This window comes from Pediococcus sp. (assembly GCF_003533255.1).
GTDB classification, from domain to species: Bacteria; Bacillota; Bacilli; order Lactobacillales; family Lactobacillaceae; genus Pediococcus; species Pediococcus parvulus.
This window is the reverse complement of the sequence record NZ_DOEM01000022.1, coordinates 3475-23445: the sequence shown is the minus strand read 5'-3', so window position 1 is coordinate 23445 and position 19971 is coordinate 3475. Positions and strand designations below refer to the sequence as shown.

15 protein-coding genes, 1 tRNA gene and 1 other annotated feature are annotated in these 19971 nt (G+C 39.2%); of the genes, 14 read left to right on the top strand and 2 right to left on the bottom strand.

Annotated elements, in window-relative coordinates; all coding sequences use genetic code 11:
* Window positions 1–65 precede the first annotated feature (65 nt).
* From DD627_RS05495 to DD627_RS05455, 9 genes are all read left to right on the top strand, one after another.
* Window positions 66–139 (top strand) — tRNA-Thr (locus DD627_RS05495).
* Window positions 140–219: 80 nt separating this feature from the next.
* A complete protein-coding gene (locus DD627_RS05490) occupies window positions 220–1290 on the top strand; it encodes a hypothetical protein (protein WP_260275022.1) in 1071 nt (356 codons plus the stop codon).
* A gap of 136 nt (window positions 1291–1426) precedes the next feature.
* A complete protein-coding gene (locus DD627_RS05485) occupies window positions 1427–2803 on the top strand; it encodes a cytosine permease (protein WP_260275023.1) in 1377 nt (458 codons plus the stop codon).
* Window positions 2793–4028, top strand: coding sequence for a cytosine deaminase (gene codA, locus DD627_RS05480; RefSeq protein ID WP_260267202.1), 1236 nt, complete (start codon window positions 2793–2795; stop codon window positions 4026–4028). The genes DD627_RS05485 and codA overlap by 11 nt, the downstream gene beginning before the upstream one ends.
* Before the next feature lie 125 nt (window positions 4029–4153).
* Window positions 4154–5683 carry an ABC transporter permease/substrate-binding protein gene (locus DD627_RS05475; protein ID WP_057784548.1) on the top strand — a complete coding sequence of 510 codons (1530 nt, stop codon included), beginning with the start codon at window positions 4154–4156 and terminating at the stop codon, window positions 5681–5683.
* Window positions 5683–6651 (top strand): ABC transporter ATP-binding protein, encoded by a 969-nt coding sequence (locus DD627_RS05470; RefSeq protein WP_057784549.1) that lies wholly within the window; start codon window positions 5683–5685, stop codon window positions 6649–6651. Before DD627_RS05475 ends, DD627_RS05470 begins: the two co-directional genes overlap by 1 nt.
* Before the next feature lie 37 nt (window positions 6652–6688).
* Window positions 6689–8020, top strand: a complete 1332-nt coding sequence (locus DD627_RS05465) for a dihydrolipoyl dehydrogenase family protein (protein ID WP_260275024.1) — start codon at window positions 6689–6691, stop codon at window positions 8018–8020.
* An 18-nt stretch (window positions 8021–8038) separates the two neighbouring features.
* Window positions 8039–9196: a cation:proton antiporter gene (locus tag DD627_RS05460; protein WP_260267200.1), complete on the top strand. Its 1158-nt coding sequence runs from the start codon at window positions 8039–8041 to the stop codon at window positions 9194–9196.
* 121 nt (window positions 9197–9317) lie between these two features.
* Entirely contained in the window at window positions 9318–10562 is a 1245-nt protein-coding gene (locus DD627_RS05455; RefSeq protein ID WP_260275025.1) for a KxYKxGKxW signal peptide domain-containing protein, read from the top strand.
* A gap of 251 nt (window positions 10563–10813) precedes the next feature.
* Here DD627_RS05455 and helD read toward each other — a convergent pair whose 3' ends face one another.
* The gene (gene helD, locus DD627_RS05450) at window positions 10814–13120 is read right to left on the bottom strand and encodes an RNA polymerase recycling motor HelD (protein WP_260267197.1); all 2307 of its coding nucleotides are present in this window, start codon (window positions 13118–13120) and stop codon (window positions 10814–10816) included.
* 207 nt (window positions 13121–13327) lie between these two features.
* Window positions 13328–13502: a binding site (T-box leader), on the top strand.
* Window positions 13503–13569: 67 nt separating this feature from the next.
* On the opposite strand from helD, the gene trpS reads away from it, so the two are divergent.
* From trpS to DD627_RS05425, 5 genes are all read left to right on the top strand, one after another.
* The gene (gene trpS, locus DD627_RS05445) at window positions 13570–14589 is read left to right on the top strand and encodes a tryptophan--tRNA ligase (protein ID WP_057784554.1); all 1020 of its coding nucleotides are present in this window, start codon (window positions 13570–13572) and stop codon (window positions 14587–14589) included.
* Between the two features lie 630 nt (window positions 14590–15219).
* Window positions 15220–16140, top strand: coding sequence for a Ppx/GppA family phosphatase (locus DD627_RS05440; RefSeq protein WP_057784555.1), 921 nt, complete (start codon window positions 15220–15222; stop codon window positions 16138–16140).
* A 41-nt stretch (window positions 16141–16181) separates the two neighbouring features.
* Window positions 16182–17483, top strand: a complete 1302-nt coding sequence (locus DD627_RS05435) for a hydroxymethylglutaryl-CoA reductase, degradative (RefSeq protein ID WP_260275026.1) — start codon at window positions 16182–16184, stop codon at window positions 17481–17483.
* Window positions 17476–18432, top strand: coding sequence for an IpaB/EvcA family protein (locus DD627_RS05430; protein WP_260275027.1), 957 nt, complete (start codon window positions 17476–17478; stop codon window positions 18430–18432). Before DD627_RS05435 ends, DD627_RS05430 begins: the two co-directional genes overlap by 8 nt.
* Window positions 18433–18535: 103 nt before the next feature.
* Window positions 18536–18859 (top strand): hypothetical protein, encoded by a 324-nt coding sequence (locus DD627_RS05425; protein WP_260275028.1) that lies wholly within the window; start codon window positions 18536–18538, stop codon window positions 18857–18859.
* Window positions 18860–18894: 35 nt separating this feature from the next.
* On the opposite strand, the gene DD627_RS05420 is transcribed toward DD627_RS05425, so the two are convergent.
* Complete coding sequence (locus DD627_RS05420; protein ID WP_260275029.1) at window positions 18895–19791, bottom strand: LysR family transcriptional regulator; 897 nt, start codon at window positions 19789–19791, stop codon at window positions 18895–18897.
* Between the last annotated feature and the right edge of the window lie 180 nt (window positions 19792–19971).

Below are 19971 nucleotides of genomic sequence, written 5' to 3'. Positions count from 1 at the left end.
CCAATACCAGAAAGTGTAGACCCGAAATTTTACGGATATGGTATACTTATTTGGGTAATTTTTATGCCGCTTTAGCTCAGCTAGGTAGAGCACTTCCATGGTAAGGAAGGGGTCATCGGTCCGAATCCGATAAGTGGCTTCAAATTAAATGGAATCAAGAGATCGGTTATTGAAAATAAGCCACTAATTGCACCTTGAATGTGCATGGACGGAGTCGCTATGAAATTTTATTTAAACGCGTACAGGTTATATGAACTACTCTATCTTCTGTTAAACGCAGCTTTTGTTGTAATTGGAACCTTAATAGCAAAATATGATTCAAATAATTACTTTATGGGTCTCTTTATTATGCTTGTTTTTGGATTGCCGTCTATCATTACTGTTTATAGACTAATAAAACCGAATTTGTTGGTCCTTTCATCACGAGGGCTGTTAAATAAAGTAGTACTCTTCAAGAGAAAACCAAAATTAATTGGGTGGGAATATCTTGCAGATGTTACGACTACACAACGTAATCTAGTGACGACACTTAATCTTTCTTTGGAGGCGCCGATCGATGGTAAAGCAGAGATAGCCATTCCGTTAGTTGCGGCCCGTCAATCTGATATAGATGAAACAGTATACGTGATCCAAAAAGCAATTATTTTTTGTAATACTGTGCACGAAACTGAGAATGATCGGGGTTTTAGTGTAGAACAGACACTGCAGATGTATAACGCACAACGGGTAGAAAAAACATCTGCTAAGATTTGGTGGTTATGGGCCATATTAGTTCTAGCAAGTATTTGGATTTCGCAAAAAACAGGAAGGATTGGAAATTATTTATTTCCAACCACTAACGAAAGTATTAGTGCTTTTATTTATTTTCTATTTGCGACACCTGTTATGTTGTGCTTATGGGAGATCTGCTACAAGATCATCTTTGTTTTAGGCTGGCATTCTACTCCACAAGGACGAAAATTGGCATTTCGTCGTGGAAATATCAACATTCCAAACTTTATGAAAAATAGTTCGCATTACATACACGATAGAAAAATGATTTCTAATAAAGCTCGCATACTGTATTTTGTATTTTTAGCATCTAAAATTCTAATTCTGACTTTTCTAGTCAGCATTCTAATGCTATTTTTCATCTTCGAAACTGTAACTCTGTTAGCCATATTAACACTTGTTGTGGGTGCTACTTTGATTATGCTATTTGCTTTTAACTATCAAAAATGGTTTGTGCACTATTTTCATTTAAAGATTTTTCAAGTTGAGAACGGGCGTCCCCACTTCAGAAGTCACTAGCTAAAAGTAAATTAAGTAATTGCATTTTGGTTGATAGCATCAGATTGTTAGATTTCAATAAAAAAGTTCTCGATTTTTTTCACAGGAAGTGTATAATCAATAAAAATGTGTAAAAATTCTAAGGAGGAAATTTTTTATGGAAACCAAAGATCGATACACGGTAGATATTGTGCCAGAAGAGAACCGACACATGTCTTATTGGGACATGTTTGCGACTTGGGTTGGTGCTAACGCTAACAATGGCACATGGTTCGTTGGTGGAATCATTGCTGCTTGTGGATTTTGGGGCGGTATTAAAGCTTTAATTGTGGCGTCAAGTATTTCATACATATTTTTATCACTTGTAGGTTACATGGGTTACAAAACTGGTGCAACCACGATGGCCATTTCTCGTGCTTCATTTGGTATTCGTGGAAGTATTGTACCATCAATGGTTAATGTCACTCAGTTCGTGGGATGGACAGCTGTTAACACGTTTATTGCGGCGACGTCTATGTCGTACATTTTACATTCATTGTTGGGATGGCCGGTCTATGGACAACCTGGTGGTAATAAAGGTCTGGTATTTGGTATTTTGGTTATGAGCATTTTGCACTTAATAAGTATTTCTTCCGGGCAACGGTCGATTCAAATTATTGAACGAATAGGAATAATTCTTGTAATTATTTTCGTTCTTTGGGAATCGATCGTTGTTTTTCGTGATGTTTCATTTTCTCAAATCACAAACTGGAAAGTTCCTAATATGCATAAAATGCCTTTTGGAGCTGCAATTGATACACTGGCCGCGTTCAACTTAGCTTGGGTTACCGCAGGAGCTGATTTTACCCGTTTTACAAATAAAAAACATATCGCCGTAACGGCACCGTTCATTGGTGCAGATTTGGGTGTTTTCTGGTTTGCATTTATTGGGTTAGTAGCCACAATCAGTATTGCCATTACCTCAGGTGTGTATGATGCAAACAATTCAGATCCTAGTACCATTGCCAACCGGCTTGGGCTGGGATCGATTGCGATGATTGTCATTGTACTAACTAGTATGACAGCCAATGCCGTAAATCTGCAAGCTGCAGGATCGGCAGTTAATAATATGTTTCCAAAAATTAGCCTAAAAAAATCGCTGTGGATAGTGACAATATTAGCCACAGTCGTGACATTTGTTCCGGTTTTTGTTGGCAGCTTCTTAGACACTTTCACAGCTTTTTTGGACTATGTGGGAATGGTTCTCGGTCCGATTATCAGTATCATGTGTGTTGACTATTTCTTGATTCGGGACAGAAACTATCAAGCAAAGGAGCTTTCCAGAAAAGGAGGTCAGTACTGGTATCAAGGTGGAATTCATTGGCTAGCGTTTGTACTGTGGGTTTTGGGCGTCGTTGTGTATCTTCTTTTGCAGAAAATAAATTGGATCGAAGATTATACGGGGGCAACGTTCATTGTTATGATTCTTGTTGGTTTTGTTTACTATCTTGTGATGAAGTTCAATTTAAATAAGGAGGGGAAACATGTTAATTAAAAATGTGTTTATCGAAAATTCTGAAAATAAACAGGATGTACGGATTGAAAACGAAAAGTTTATTGAAATTGGCAGCCATTTGGCGAGTCATGAAAATGAACAAACAATTGAAGCCAACGGAAAGTTACTTTTACCACCATTTATCGATTCTCATGTGCATCTTGATGCAACCTTAACGGCAGGTGAACCGGAATGGAATCAAACGGGAACTTTATTTGATGGGATTCGGATTTGGTCAGAGCGAAAGAAAACCTTGTCTCGAGAAGATGTCAAAACCCGCGCAAAAGCAACCATCAAAAAACAGGTAGAAAACGGAATTCAAGTTGTTCGCAGCCATGTTGATACGACCGACCCGACTATGACGGCATTGGAAGCTTTGCTGGAAGTTAAAGAAGAAATGAAGGATATTGTTGAAGTTCAATTAGTCGCCTTTCCCCAAGAAGGAGTTTTGTCATATCCACATGGCAAAGAATTATTAGAGACGGCTGTTAAAGAAGGAGCCGATGTAATTGGTGGAATTCCACATTACGAATTTACGCGTGATTATGGTGTGCAATCACTCCATTACATCGCAGAGTTGGCCGAAAAATATGATCGTTTGATTGATGTGCATTGTGATGAAATCGATGATCCCAATTCTCGAAATCTTGAAGTATTGGCTACTTTAGCCTATGAAACGGGATTGACTGACCGCGTGACGGCAAGTCACACCACGGCGATGGGTTCATATAACAATGCCTACTGTTATAAATTATTCCGTCTTCTAAAATTGGCAAAAATTAATATGGTTTCTAACCCATTAGTTAACATTCATTTGGGTGGCCGATTTGATACCTATCCAAAACGCCGAGGAATCACTCGAATTAAGGACTTAACTGAAGCTGGAATTAACGTTTCATTTGGGGAAGATGATGTGAAAGATCCGTGGTATCCCATGGGGAACGGAAATATGATGGACCCCGTTCATATGGGGATTCAAGCTGAACAAATGATGGGTTATCAAAGTATTTTGGACTCGTATAATTTTGTGACCAATAATGCTGCAAAAACTTTACACATTACAGATCATTACGGTATTGAAGTTGGTAAACCCGCAAACTGTATCATTTTAAATAACGATAATTTTTATAATGCACTAAATGAGCGTTCGGAAGTTTTGTATTCAATCCGGCAAGGAAAAATTTTAGTTGCAACAAAACCTAAAGAAGTAAAATTCAATTTCTAATAGCTAAAATCTTAAAAGCTCAATTGACTAGTGATTTGGTCAATTGAGCTTTATTGAGTATATTGCATGGATATTTTTAGGTTATGTGAGAGAATAGAAGCAATAAATTTATTGGGAGCGTCATAATGACAACTTTATGGAATACTTTTTTAGATCAGCGAACGCAATTGCTTCAAGCGTTATGGGAACATTTGCAAATTTCGCTAACAGCATTATTAATCGCAATCGTGATTGCAGTGCCATTAGCTATTTGGGCTACTCATCATAGAAATGTGGCCGAGTTTTTATTACAGGTGACCAGCGTTTTACAAACGATTCCTTCATTGGCATTATTAGGATTATTGATTCCATTGGTGGGAATTGGCAGTGTTCCAGCGATAATTGCTTTGGTCATTTATGCTTTGTTACCCATTTTCCAAAATACATACGTGGGAATTGATGAAATTGATCCTTCTTTAGAAGAAGCAGCAGACGCGTTTGGAATGTCACGAATGCGTAAACTTTTTAAAGTGGAAATTCCAATCGCATTACCTGTAATTATTTCTGGAATCCGAACAGCATTGGTTCTGATTGTGGGAACGGCAACCCTAGCTGCATTGATTGGTGCCGGTGGCTTAGGAAACTTTATTTTATTGGGAATTGATCAAAATGATACTTCCTTAATCGTAATTGGCGCTGTAACTTCAGCATTACTGGCGATCATTTTAAGTACCTTGATCAAATTTTTACAGACAGCACGGTTACGAACGGTGATTGCCACAGTTGGGGTAATCGTTGTGGGATTTGTTGGTGTGAGTGGTTATCAAGCTGTTTCACAACCCAAAGAAAATATTGTAATTGCTGGGAAACTCGGATCAGAACCAAATATTTTAATTCATATGTATAAAGACTTGATTGAACAAAGTGATAAAAGCGTGACGGTTACTTTAAAACCTAATTTTGGAACCACCAGTTTCTTATTCAATGCGTTGAAGAGTAAGAGTATTGATATTTACCCAGAGTTTTCGGGAACTGTGTTAGAAAGCTTGGTAAAAAGTTCAGGAAACAATTCGAATTTAAGCGCCCACGAAACTTATGTTAAGGCGCGAAATGACCTTAAAAAGCAATATAATATGACTTATTTGAAGCCGATGAAATATCAAAATACATTTGCCCTTGTGGTGAGAAAATCGTTTGCTAAAAAGTATAATTTAAAAACCATTGGCGATTTGAAGTCAATTGAAAGTCAAATCAAGGCTGGCATGACGCTTGAATTTATTAACCGGACGGATGGACTCAAAGGAATTAATAAAAAGTACGATCTAAATATTAAAGCTAGCTCAATGCAAGCAAGTTTGCGTTATGAAGCGCTCAAACGCGGGAACATCAACGTCGGGGATGCGTATTCAACGGATAGTCAGTTAAAACAATTAGACTTGGTTATGTTAAAGGATAACAAACATGTTTTTCCACCTTATCAAGGAGCACCAGTGATGTCTGAAAAATTAGCTTCCAGTCATCCAAAAATTGTGGCAGCTTTAAATAAATTAGCAGGAAAAATTTCTGATGAAGATATGCAAAAAATGAATTATGAGGTCAATGTAAAAAAAGAGTCCGCAGCAAAAGTTGCGAGACAGTATTTGATTTCTCATGGATTGTTGGAGGATGCCAAATAATGACTAATAAACAACCAATCATTGAATTTAAAAATGTGCGTAAAGAGTTTGGCGAAAATCTAGCAATTCAGGATTTAAATTTAGCGATTAAACCTGGAGAATTGTTTGTTTTGGTAGGAACGTCTGGTAGCGGGAAAACTACGACGTTAAAAATGATTAACCAGTTAATTACACAAACGGATGGTGATATTCTTTTTAACGGTAAAAAGCTGAAGGAATTTGATAAACAAAGTTTACGTTTAGATATTGGTTACGTTTTACAGCAGATTGCGTTGTTTCCAACCATGACGGTGGCCCAGAATGTTAGTGTCATTCCCGATATGAAAAAAATGCCCAAAAAACAAACGGCTAAAATTGTGGATAGTTTGTTGTCACAGGTCGGCCTTGATCCGGAAAAATATCGTGATCGACTCCCAAGTGAACTTTCCGGTGGTGAGCAACAACGAATTGGAATTATTCGGGCATTGGCTGCCAAACCGCCGATTGTTCTGTTTGATGAACCATTCAGCGCGCTGGATCCAATTGTGCGAACCCAACTGCAAGATTTAGTTTTAGATTTGCATCATAATATGCACAACACAATTGTGTTTGTTACGCATGATATGGATGAGGCTCTGAAACTGGGAGACCGAATTGGCATAATGAGTCATGGAAAGCTGTTACAGGTGGATACTCCGGATGATATTGCCCAACATCCAGTAAATGAATTTGTTGAAAACTTTTTTGCTGGTACCGTCGCGAAAAATGTCTTCGAAACACCAGTCGGTAAACTGATTAAAACGGGCTATACTTATCGAAAACAAACCGGAACCAATCTGGAACCACAACTCACCGAAAGCGACACACTAGAAATGGCCTTTCAACTATTAAGCAAAACAGCAGAAGTTAGTGTCAACCGTTCTGATCAAGTGGTTGGTTATTTGAATCGTCAACAGGTTATACGTTATCTTAGTGAAGTTAAGCGTTAGAATGTAGACAAAAGGTCAAAAACGGAGGGGTTAAATCATGGATAAATTTGATGTTGCCATTATTGGTGCTGGACCCGGTGGCTCTGCACTTGCATATGCGTTAAAAGCACAAAATTTGAAGGTCGCAGTTATTGAAGAAAATCTTTGGGGTGGGACTTGTCCGAATCGGGGATGTGATCCAAAAAAGGTTTTATTAGCGGCAGTTGAAGCACGGCGCCATTCTGCATATTTGGTAGGTAAAGGTTTGCAGAGTGCACCAAATATTGACTGGCCAGCTTTGATCAAATTCGAGAAGACATTTACCGATCCAGTTTCGGATGGCACCAAGGCTGGTTTAAAAAAAGCTGGGATTACTGTCATTGATGGATCAGTTAAGTTTGTTGATAACCATACTGTTTTAGCCGATCAGACTAAAGTGATTGCCGATAAATTTGTGGTGGCCACTGGTGCTCGCCCGGGATTACTTGATATTGATGGGAAAAAGCATTTTAGAACAAGTACGGATTTCTTAAAAATGACCAATATGCCCCACTCAGTGTCATTTGTCGGTGGTGGCTATATTGCATTTGAATTTGCGGCAATGGCAATTACCGCGGGTGCTGAGGTTCATATTATTCATCATAATGACCGACCACTGAAAGCTTTCGCAAAAGCAGACGTTAATCAATTGGTTTCCCAACTTGAAGAGCAGGGCGTTCGCTTTCATTTTGGCGTTGATATTAGTCGGATTGAAAAAAATGCCGATGGCTACGAGTTAGTGAGTGCACAAGGCTTCAGTTTACAAACCGATAAAGTCTTTTGTACAGCAGGCAGAGTTCCCAACGATGACACTTTAGATTTAGATAAAGTTGGCGTGGAATTTTCCAAACGTGGGATCAAGGTTGATGATCATCTTCAAACGACTGCTAAAAATATTTTTGCGATCGGGGATGTTGTGGATAAATCACAACCTAAATTAACACCAGTTTCTGGATTTGAAGCGCAATATTTGGCAGAATCTTTTGCTGGTGAAACTAAAGCTATTCAGTATCCGGCGATTCCAACCGTTGTTTATGGGACGCCACGTTTAGCCAAGGTTGGCGTTGGTGCCGAAGAAGCACAAACACAAAAAAATAATTATGCTGTTCAAAACTTTGATTTGACGGGATGGTTTACCTATCACCGCTTGAACGAACCGTTGGCATATGCTACAGTAATAACATCTAAAAAAACAGGTGCAGTTGTTGGAACAAGCCTCATGAGTGGTGAAGCGGATGATTTAATAAACTATTTTGCGATGGCTATTAATCGTCAGTTAACTCCTGAAAACTTAAAGCAAACAATTTTTGCTTACCCCACAGCTGCAAGTGATTTGACCTATTTAATGTAAACTTGCGGAGGTAACTATATGGAATTCATCGGGACACTTGCTTTAGTACTTTTTTTAACGTTGTTTGTTGGGCATTACAGCCAACGGATGGGTGTCCCAGGTGTCATTGGGCAACTTTTAGTCGGAGTCGTTTTGGGTCCGGCTATTTTGAATTGGATTCAATTAAATAGTTTGGTTCAAGTTTTTTCTGATTTAGGTGTTATTATTTTGATGTTCATCGCTGGTTTGGAAAGTAACATTGCCCTGCTAAAAAAATATTTACGGCCCGCTCTGATTGTTGCGGTAATTGGTGTTATTTTTCCAGTAGTAATTATGGGGGCGTCAGGACTGCTTTTTCACTTTAGTCGTTTGGAGTGTTTTTTCTTGGGCGTGGTATTTTCGGCAACATCGGTCAGCATTTCGGTAGAAGTTCTGAAAGAATTTCATGCATTGGACACCAAAGAAGGCGCCACAATTCTAGGAGCCGCAGTTGCGGATGATATTATTGGTGTGATTTTGCTAAGCATTATGGTTAGCATGATGGGTGAATCCAGCGGCAATCAGAACTTGGTGCTGGTTATTTTAAAACAAATTTTGTATTTTGTTGGTGTTTATCTACTTATCAAATGGATTGCACCATATTTAATGCGAACGGCGGATCGTCTTTTTATGACTTCAAGTCGCACAATCATGTCAATGGTCATTTGTTTATCCATGGCATGGTTGGCTGAACTAGTCGGTTTAAGTGGTGCAGTTGGTGCGTTTTTTGCCGGGATTGCGGTGGCATTGACACCCGCTCACGAAGAAATTGGCGAAAGTGTAGAGCCAATTGGCTATGCGATTTTTATCCCCATGTTCTTCGTGAGTGTGGGCCTAAATATGAATTTTTCCCATTTATGGCAATCTCTTGGCTTTGTGCTGTTGATGACCATTTTAGGTATCGGGACAAAATTATTTGGCTGTGGCCTTGGTGGCAAAATATCAGGGTTTGATTTGTCTAGTAATTACGTCATCGGTGCCGGAATGATTTCACGAGGAGAAATGGGCTTAATCACGGCCCAAATAGGGTTTGCGGCTAAATTGATTGATCCCACGCATTATTCAGATGTCATTTTGGTAATTATTTTGGTCACACTTATTGCGCCGTTTATTTTAAAACATGCTATTACGCATCAACGGAACTTAGCCACGAAATAGGTTATTCAATTGAACAAATAAATGTGATAAATTTTACTTTATGATGTATTCAAAACTTAAAAAATGTCGTATAATTACCTTTAGAGAATCTTAAATTCTGTAAGTTTGGGGGTTATTATATATGAAGAATAGTGATAAACATACTTTTGGTCATCAGAAAGACGAAAAATTGCACTTTAAAATGTACAAAGTGCATAAGCAATGGCTATATGCTGGGCTTGTTTTAGTTGGTATCAATGCTGCCGTGGCTTTTAATGAAACAACACCAGTATTAGCAGATACTAATAACACGACGCAGGCTGGTAAAACAACTAAATCAAGCAGTTACGCATATTCCAGTTCTTATGCGGCTAGTGCAACAACGAGCACAGCAAGTAGTGCAAGTTCTGTAGCTGTAAGTAGTGCTACTTCCTCAGTAAGTTCAAGTAGTGTTGCCAGTTCAACAGCAAGTTCAAGTGCCAAAACGAGTTCAGCAACCAGTTCTGTGGCTTCGTCAAGCTCAGTAGCTGCAAGTTCGGCTGTCGTTTCAAGTGGTGTAAGTAGCTCTGCTGTTAGTACTTGGACGCCATCTAGCGTAAGTAGCTCAAGTGCAAGCGTCAGTTCAGCAGCTGCCGCAAGTTCTGCAGTAGCTGTCAGTTCCAGTGCGTCTAGTGTGGCTGCGTTTAGCAGTGTTGCTAGTAGCGTGTCAGCTTCTGACAGTTCTGAGGCGACCAGCGTGGCTTCTTCAGCATCAAGTTCAGCTGACCAAGGTTCTTCCTCTGATATAAAAACCGACCAAACAAGTAGTGAAGCAAGCTCAGTTTCTGAAGCTAGTTCTGAGAGCATTAGTTCAGTCGCTGCTGGCTCAACGGCTTCAAGTAAATCGACCTCTACAACTGCTAGTTCAGCTTCTGTAGGTGTGGATGCTAAAGCTGCGTCATCAGCAACCGTTCAGACAAGTAGTTCAAAAACCGATGAATCAAGTGTGGTCACCGCTTCTATTTCTAAGGTTGTTCAACAGGTTAGTCGCGCAACAGCAGCCTTACAGCAAGTTACGACAACACATCAGCGAGTAGATCGTTCACCATACTTAGAAAACTTATCTAAGTTTGCGGGGGCAACAGCAGCTACCACGGTTGAAGCGGCCGATTTGAATGACGAATATCAGCAAGCAGCTATTCCTGTGACACAGTTCCAAGAAACTTCACGTGCAATTAGTAACGCGCAAAGCGAAGCAAGTCAGACAACTGAGCGTGCTTCAGGTAATAGTGATAAAGATGATAACTCTTCATCAGAAATGATGGTTCAAACAGCTGTTTTTGCAACAGATGCTCATGGGAATTTGAGTGGTAGCACTTATACCATCCATGGTAATAAACAAAAATGAAATTAGGTCAGTTATTTCGAATAAACTTAAGATAGAAATAATTAGGGACATCTGAATTTTCTCTTTTCGATTTGTTTTGGTGATTAAATCATAACTCAAAGAGGACAGGTGTCCTTTTTATTTTTCTGATTTTTAAAATAGACAAAAAACTGGTATTAGTTATTCACCAATACCAGAAAAGTTTAGACTCAATAAAAGCGATAGGACAAACCGGTTTTGGTTTGATTTTATCGCTTTTTGTTTACAAAAAATTATTTAATTTGAACTAAATGTTCGTGATCATTAACAACTTCGTTAATAAGCGGGGATGCAGCACCAATGCTTAACAAGGTTAGACTATGCATTGCCCGCGAAGCCATCGTGTATAAAATTCCGGTAGAACTTTGGTCGGGGTAATTATTTTGTGAAATATTGTAGGCAATAACAGAGTCGAATTCTAGCCCCTTAGCCAAATAAATGGGCATAATCAAGACACCCTTAGGCAAAGCTAAATCCGCATCTGAAAGCAGATTGGCGTTAGTAGCCCGATGAATGTTCTCAAAAACATGCTGACTTTCTGTCATGTTACGCGTCAAAATAGCTACTGTTCCGTATGTTTGGAGTTCTTTTTTACAAATTGCAATTAAGGCCTGATTACCATCCGCAACTGTGTCACGAATGACGACGCTTGGTAAACTGCCCTCGCGATTGAAGGCTTGAATCTGGTCCCCGTCAGGTAAAAGTTTTTTTGCAAAACTGGTGATGGGATAAGTGGAGCGGTAACTTCGATTTAAAGTGATTAAATTAGCTTTTTTAACATTAAAAGCTTCTTTTAAATGGGTTAACAAGATTTGCGGTGCTTCAACGTTTTTAAAGAGAGCTTGTTCACTATCACCAAGAAGTGTAAATTTTGCGTTTGGAAACGCATGTTTAAAGTACATCATTTGTGCTAATGAATAATCTTGCATCTCATCAATAAAAATATGCTGAATTTGACGGTTGCGGCCACTACCAGTGAATAAGTCACGCATTAAAAGTAGTGGTGCAGCATCCATTAAGCGTAAGCGATGATATTCAATAGCTTGTTGAAAGTCAAACTGATTTTTTTGCTTTGCTGCTGATGAAACTGTTTTTGGAAATTCTACTTGGTTTAAAAAAGATACATATTGTGAATAAACATCAATAAAATAATTATTAAAGAGAGCATCATAAACAACTTGGAAGTGTTTGGCAGCGAGTTTGCGGCCTAAATAATGAATTTCATCGTCATAACTTTCAAATGCACGTAATCGCTTTTTGCCAATTAAGTCGTTATATTCTTCGTTACTTAAATGGTCAATGGTTTCATGAATCCAATCAGCATTGGCTTCTTCATCAAGTCGTTTTTTTAATTGTTTAATTAACGTGTTTTTAGTTTTTAAAAAGCGATCGGCTGGACGCATTGTGTCCGGCAAATCTGTATAAATTTTTCGAATATCAGTGGCTTTAAAGAATGGCTTTTCTTCAAACATGACATTGGTAAATTGAATTTTATCTGGGGACAAATTGTTCACATAGTTAGCAACCAATCGCATAAAATCTGGTCCTTCAATAAATTCAGCCAATTCTACATCAGCGCCAGTAATATTTGAATTGTGCTCGTATCGATCAAAAACCGTTTCAACATTCAATCCCTGAAAACGTTGAGAGAGAAAATCAGCCAGCGTGATTTGGCGCATGTTTCGTTCACCCAAGCTTGGTAAAACGTCAGAAATATATCGACTATACAAGCGATTAGGTGAGAACAATACAATTTCATCCGCATTTAACGAAGTACGACTATGATAAAGTAAAAAAGCAATTCGCTGCAAGATAGCGGAAGTTTTGCCACTACCGGCGACACCTTGGACAACCAATAAATCACTAGTGGTATCGCGAATGATGTCATTTTGTTCTTTTTGAATCGTGGCTACAATATTAGCCATGTAAGTATCATTCTGTTGTCCGAGTACTTCTTGCAGAATCTCATCAACAACAGTTTCATTGGTGTCAAACATGTTAGTGATTTTACCAGATTGAATAGAAAACTGGCGCTTTTTCACCAAATCAGTATTCATTTTACCGGCAGGAGTTTGGTAGGAGACATTTCCTAAAGTGCCATTGTAGTAGATACTTGAAATTGGCGCCCGCCAGTCGTAAATAAGAAAATTTTCGTGTTCATCAGCAAACGAAGCGGTTCCGATATATAGGGGTTCTACGTCAGTTTCACCAGGATCTTGAATATCGATGCGGCCAAAATAGGGTGAATCCTGTAACTGCTTGTAGGTAGCAACTTGTCGTTTAAGGATACTTTCGTTTTCAACGGCACGTGCAACCAGGCCTTTTTGTTGTTGAACTTCGGCATTGGTTTCGATCCGATCATCAACTTCAAAGGTATTGATTTTTGCGTTTTGAGAGTAATTACTTTCAACAGATCGCGTTTCGGAGTGGGCCTGATCGACCAATTTTTGAGTGTGATTGGCTTGTGCTTCAATTTTTTGAATGACGTGATCAACGCGGGTTTGTTCGGATTTAAGTTCATTTGAATCAACGGTGCTCAATTGCATGACTCCCTTAGTGTAAAAGCATTTTAGTGTTACGATATTCTAGGCTGTTTGGAGGAGAAAGTCAAGCGAAGTCAATCGGGTGATGTTGAGCTGTCAGGAGGATGAGGCCAAGTTCCTGTGGTGAAGATTTGGCACAAGAATCAATATTTATTATAAAAACAAGACTTGCTCCCAAAACTAAAGATAGGTACAATGAACATATCAAGTTCAGTGAAGAAATAAAGTAGTTTTTCACCGCCAGAGAGAAATCATTTGCTGAGAGATTTCAGAAAAACGAATTGGGTTTTGGAGAACGCTTAAACGGGGCACCGATATCTGCAATGAGTGGCAGAGTACTCTGCAAATTAGGTGGCACCACGGTGAATTCGTCCTATTACTAGTCTTACTAGTGATGGGATTTTTATTTGCACTGAAACAAAACACAAAGAAGAGGAGATTTTATTATGACAAAAAAGCACGTAATTTTAACCGGAGATCGCCCAACAGGAAAGCTACACATTGGTCATTATGTGGGTTCACTTAAAAATCGAGTTGAATTACAAAATACTGGTAATTATGACAGTTATATTATGATTGCGGATATGCAGGCTTTAACCGACAATGCGCGTGATCCAGAAAAAATTCGTAATAGTTTAATTCAGGTAGCTTTGGACTATTTAGCAGTGGGGATTGATCCAGAAAAATCCACAATTTTAGTGCAATCACAAATTCCTGCATTAAGTGAGTTGACGGAAACTTATTTGAATTTGGTGACTGTTTCTCGTTTGGAAAGAAATCCAACGGTCAAAACAGAAATCAAGCAAAAAAAGTTTGGCGAAAGTGTGCCGGCAGGATTCTTCATTTATCCTGTGAGTCAGGCTGCAGATATAACTGCGTTTAAGGCTGACACGGTGCCAGTTGGCGATGATCAGGAGCCAATGCTGGAACAGACACGTGAAATTGTGCGAACGTTTAATAATGTTTATGGAAAAGAGATTTTGGTTGAACCAGAGGGATATTTCCCACCAAAGGGATTGGGAAGAATTCCGGGCTTAGATGGTAATGCAAAGATGAGTAAGTCATTGAATAATGCGATTTATTTGTCGGATGATGAGGATACGATTCAAAAGAAAGTAATGTCGATGTATACAGATCCAAAGCATATTAAGGTGACGGATCCGGGCCATGTGGAAGGCAATACAGTTTTCACTTATTTGGATATTTTTGATAAGGATAAGAAAAAAGTGGCAGATTTGAAGGCCCAGTATCAAGCAGGGGGATTGGGAGACGTTAAAATTAAGCGATATTTGAATGAAGTGTTGCAGAATACGTTGAAACCAATTCGAGAGCGAAGAGAGCAGTATGCACAGGATATTCCTGGGGTGTATGATATTTTGAAGCGCGGTAGTGAAAAGGCGAATAAGGTGGCAAACCAAACTTTGGATGAAGTGCGGGATGCGATGGGAATTAATTATTTTAAGTGAGCGAGGCAAAACGATAGGATAGAAAATGTAAGGCTAAGGCACGCCGAAAGCGGAAAAATCCCCGCAGTAGGCGTGCCTTGCATTTTCTATCCTGTTTTGCCGAGCTGTCCTAAGAATCAGTGAGCGGATTGAGACGGGTCTATTTTTACTAAATAAGGGCACTGGATGCGGGGAGGATTTCCCGATGGAAGTGTGCTTATTTAGTAAAAGTGTGTCTCGGGGAGCTGTCCTAAAAATTAGTGAGCGGAACAAACCGGGAGTCTTTAGTCCGTAAGTGAGATGGATGCGGGATCGCAATCCCGCAGGAATCTTGCTTATGGATTAAAGACTGGTTTGAGAAGCTGTCCTAAAACCTAGTGAGCGGATAAAAACGTCCATGACTATAAGCATAAGTGTGCCGTCAGCAGGATGAAGTCAGGCGCTAAGTATGCTTATGTTTATAGTCATGTTTTCTGCAGCCGTCCTAAAATATAAACCAGTCGAAAACTTTTTCAATCAAACTCAAACCATAATTTTAGTAAGTTTACATTTTCTCAGACACCCATTTATCGCAAGTTCATCGCATGTTTAAACGAAAACATGGTAAAATAAGAACAATTAAATTATCGTGATGGATTGAGAGGTGTCAAAATGGAAAACTTAGTTATTGTGGATTTAGGTTCCAATTCAGTTCGAATGGCAATTAACGAAATTCACGAGGACGGAAGCTTTCATGAGGTCCGGCGAATTAAGGAAGACTCTCGCATCTCTGAAGGAATGGGCAGCAATCATATTCTGCAGCAAGTGGCGATGGACCGAACCGTGGCAGCCTTAAAACGGTTTAAGCATATCTATGAAAGCTATCCGAATCGTACGGTACGTGGAATTACGACAGCAGCGGTTCGGGTGGCGCGTAATCAAGCCGAATTTTTAAACCGGGTTCAAGATGAGATTGGCATTCAACTTGACGTTTTGTCGGGTAACGATGAAGCATATTATGACTATTTAGGTGTCATGAATTCTCTGGAAATTCGGGATTGTTTGATTCTGGACACTGGTGGGGCTAGTTGTGAATTAATTCATGTTGAAAATGGGAAACCTCGCAACTTGATAAGTGTACCATTTGGCGCCGTGAGTCTTTCGGAACGATTCCATTTAAACAATGTGGTCCGCGCTGATCGGTTATTTGCTGCTCAAAATTTTGTGAATAAACAGTTTCGCGATATTTGGTGGATTATGGATGCTGTTCAATTACCAATTATTTTACTGGGTGGCGCTAATCGAACTTTGGCACGTATGAATCGCCAACATCAAGGAATATTACGAGTAGATAATATTCATGGCTATCGTTTAAAAACAGAAGTGGTCAACAAAACTTTTCGAGCTTTGTTATCCCGAAACTTAATTAATCGTAAAAAGATGCCAGGGTTAGAAACACAACGAGCTGACATTATTATTGGTGGTATTTTACCATTAGTGATGTTACTCCAAATGTTGGATGCTGATCGGGTGATCTTCTCGGAAAGTGGTGTCCGTGAAGGCATCATTTCTGAGTATGTTCAGCATCGCTAAACCAAACAAAAATATCAAAAGCGGAAAAGCACATTGTAAAAATGAGTTTCACCGCGTTTTTTGGTTTTAGGAGAATTAAATTAATGAATTTAAAGCAATTTTATAAACAAACTTATGCGCAACGTCTGACGATTCTAAAAAAACAGTTAAACTTAACTGCGGACGACGAGGCTATAATTGCAGATGAAAATACCAATCAAGGTGATCAGATTATTGAAAATTACTTGATGGATTTTCCGATTTCTGAAGGTGTTGCAGTTAACTTTGTGATTAACGGAGAAGAAAAAGTAGTTCCGATGGTGACAGAAGAGCCATCCGTGATTGCAGCAGCAAGCAATGGCGCCAAAATAATGGCGATTGATGGCGGCATCCAGACCAAGATAACGGATCGATTGATGATGGGCCAAGTTTTAATGGCAAATGTTCATGATTCAGAAAAACTTGCACAGCTTTTGCGAGAAAATGAAAATAGAATTTTACAGACTGCTAATGATGCACATCCATCCATTGTTAAACGTGGGGGTGGCGCAAAAAAAATACGTGTAAGAAAGCTTGATCACCAGTTTGTTTCATTAGATATTTTTATTGGTACAAAGGAAGCAATGGGTGCTAATATGATTAATGCGATGTTAGAAGGAGTTTCGAATTTCTTACACCTTGAACTTGGGCAAACTAGTTTAATGGCAATTTTGAGTAATTTGTCTGATGAGTGTTTGGCAACTGCGACCTGCCGAATTCCAATGACTGCTTTAGCAACAAAACAGTTTGACGGAGATGAAATTGCTAATCGAATTGTCATGGCCAGTGAGGCAGCGCAGGTTGATCCCTATCGTGCGACAACGCATAACAAAGGAATTATGAATGGTGTTGATGCTGTCGTAATGGCTTCCGGGAATGATTGGCGAAGCATTGAAAGCAGTGCGCATGCATATGCTGCTCAAGATGGCCAATATCGAGGGCTTAGTCGCTGGCAAATTGAAGATAAATTTTTGGTAGGTTCTTTAACATTACCTTTACCAGTGGGATTTGTTGGCGGTTCAATCAAGATTAATCGCAAAGCCCAACTAAATCATCGTTTGATGCAGGTAAAAACGGCAAAAGAATTAGAAGAAGTCATTGTAAGTGTTGGATTAGCACAAAACTTGGCGGCCTTAAAAGCTTTGGTTTCAGAAGGAATTCAACGAGGACACATGCATTTGCAAGCAAAGTCATTGTTGCTAAGCAATGGCGCAACGTCAGCTGAACTCGCAGAAGCCCAGCTACTTTTAGAAAAGGCACCTGTAATTGATGAACAAACTGCACGGCAAATTTTAAAACAACTACGAGGAGAAAGTAATGAGTGATATTCAACTTAATAATGAAGTAAACGAACTACTGAATGAAGTGAATCAGAAGATTTCTGGTGATGTGGTGTTCGATTATGGCACGGAAAAATCCGGATATGTGCGTTATGACCAATCCTACCAAAGTTGGCAAAATGGCGATTTGATCATTCATGTGAAGGATGTTACTGCGCCGAATTACACCGTTTCTCATGAATTGCAGCATGCTTTATTAGATGCGACTGGCTACCCAACGATTTCTTTCAACGTGACAAGTGGACATCGTGATTTTGACGAACAACTGATGATCGTTACCACGACTTTATATGATACCATTACTCATTTGACAATTTATGAATGGCAAAAACAGCACGGTTTATTGAATGACGAGGTTCAAAAACAGTATTTAAAAGGGGTCCAACAAACCATTAAGCCAGAAGAAAATGGTGAAATGGATGGGATGATGCATTTGCGTTTGTTAACGATTTTGGATGCACTCGTCTTTTTCGGGAATGACTTTGATAAAGTAGCGGATCAATTCAAACGCGATTACCCCATTTCTCTGGCAGGTGCGCAAAATGTATACCAAATTATTTCTGCCAAACCGGTTGATTCACCGTTTACCTTGCGAAGAACTGTTGTAAAAGCCTTTGAAGCATTTGACGCTCAACTTGAAAAATGGCAGTTGCCAACAGTTGGTAGCAAAGAGTTTGTGACGTTAGGTAGTGTGTTCAGTAAACGCCAATTGCGGTTGGAAGTACGGCAGTTGTTTCAAATTTCTCATTCTGAAATTAAAAGTGCAGAGACTAAAGAGCGAGCCTATATTGGAATTGGGGTTAACGATCAACAAAATGCGTTTATTTTGCCGGATCCACCCAAAGGAAAAACGGATGATTATTTCAAGACTCTATACAGCATGTCTGTGGAAACACTTTTTAAACAGCTAAATCTAGCCTATTCGGTCCGATAATTTTTGGTGGAAATCAAATAGTTTACCAAGAGTTATATTTAGCTTAAAATAAAGGATAGATAATGGATGTTAGCATCGGTTTGTAGTCAGGAGGATCTGAACCATGAAGCGTCAGGATATCTTTCAGCAACTTGTTAAATTAAAAAATCGCATGCGTGGTCTCATGCGCCTTCAAGTGGTGCTTGATTTAATTATGATTTTTGCATTTTTAAGAACAGTTTTGAGGGGCGATACAGTTAATTTATTTGGGGCCGTGTTAACACAGAACAGTGCTATGATTGTCACGTTTTTAATTGCAATCATTGATTTATGTTTTACACAAATTCGAAAAAATTATCGTAAAGTTGGGCGTACGTTAATTGGTCACCTTGGTGGGCAATTGTCAGAAGATGAAGTTATGGTCATTAGACAGTTTGAAAGATATTAAAAATAGATTCGCTTAATAATAAAGCAGCTGGAAAGTTAATTTTTTCCAGCTGCTTTATTTTCCATTTTTAAACAAATGTCGACGACTTTTTTCTGAAGCGGCGACAGAATATGATTAGTGCGATAGGCCAAACTCATATAAAATTCAGGTTGGGGATCATCTAACAGTTTTAGTTGAACCACATCGGGATTTGTAATGGCCGATTCAGCCAAAAAGCTCAACCCAACATTTTTAGCAATCATACCTTGAATCACTTGTGGATCATTACTTTCGTAAATAATCTTTGGTCGAAAGTGATTGGCATGACTTAATTGGTTGAGGGCTTCTGAATGAACGAAGCTCCTCCCAAAGGTAATGAAGTTCTCGTTTTTTAAATCACGAAACAAAATTCCCTTTTTGGCCGCAAGAGGGCTTTTTTTACTAACAACAATGTGAAACTTAGTTTGTGCGAAAGTTTGGCTAAAAAGGCGTGCCGAATCAAATGGTTGGATGGAACCCACAAGAGCCATATCAAGCGTGCCGTTAAGTAAAAGTTTTAATAATTCTGCCGAACCGTGTTCAATAGGTACGATTTGTGAAAGGAGATCGTGCTTAACCAATTCCGCCGCAATTTGAGGAAAATAGGACTGGCTAATTACTGGCGGTAATCCAAGCACGACTTTTCCAGTATTGATATTACGAATTTCGCTTTGAGCGATGTTTACCTGATCCAAAACAATGGTGGTGTGCTCGGCCAGTTGCTGGCCGCTTAAGGTCGTTGTCAACTTATGCTGGCTGGCATCACGGACAAACAGTTGTGTCTGAAATTCTGTTTCAAGACGTTTAATGGCCGTACTAATAGTTGGCTGACTCACTTTAAATTTGGCGGCCACCCGTGAAAAATTACGTTCTTCAATCATTGCTTGAAAATATTCAAAATCTTTGATGTTCATGTATTTGCCTCGTGATGTATTTTTGGGATTGGGCGGGTCCTGAATTAAGCTCCTCAAACCAGTCTTTAATCCATAAGCAAGATTTCTGCGAGATTGCGATCCCACCTCCATCTCACTTATAGATTAAAGACTCCCGGTTTGTTCCGCTCACTAATTTTTAGGACAGCTCCTTGAGACACA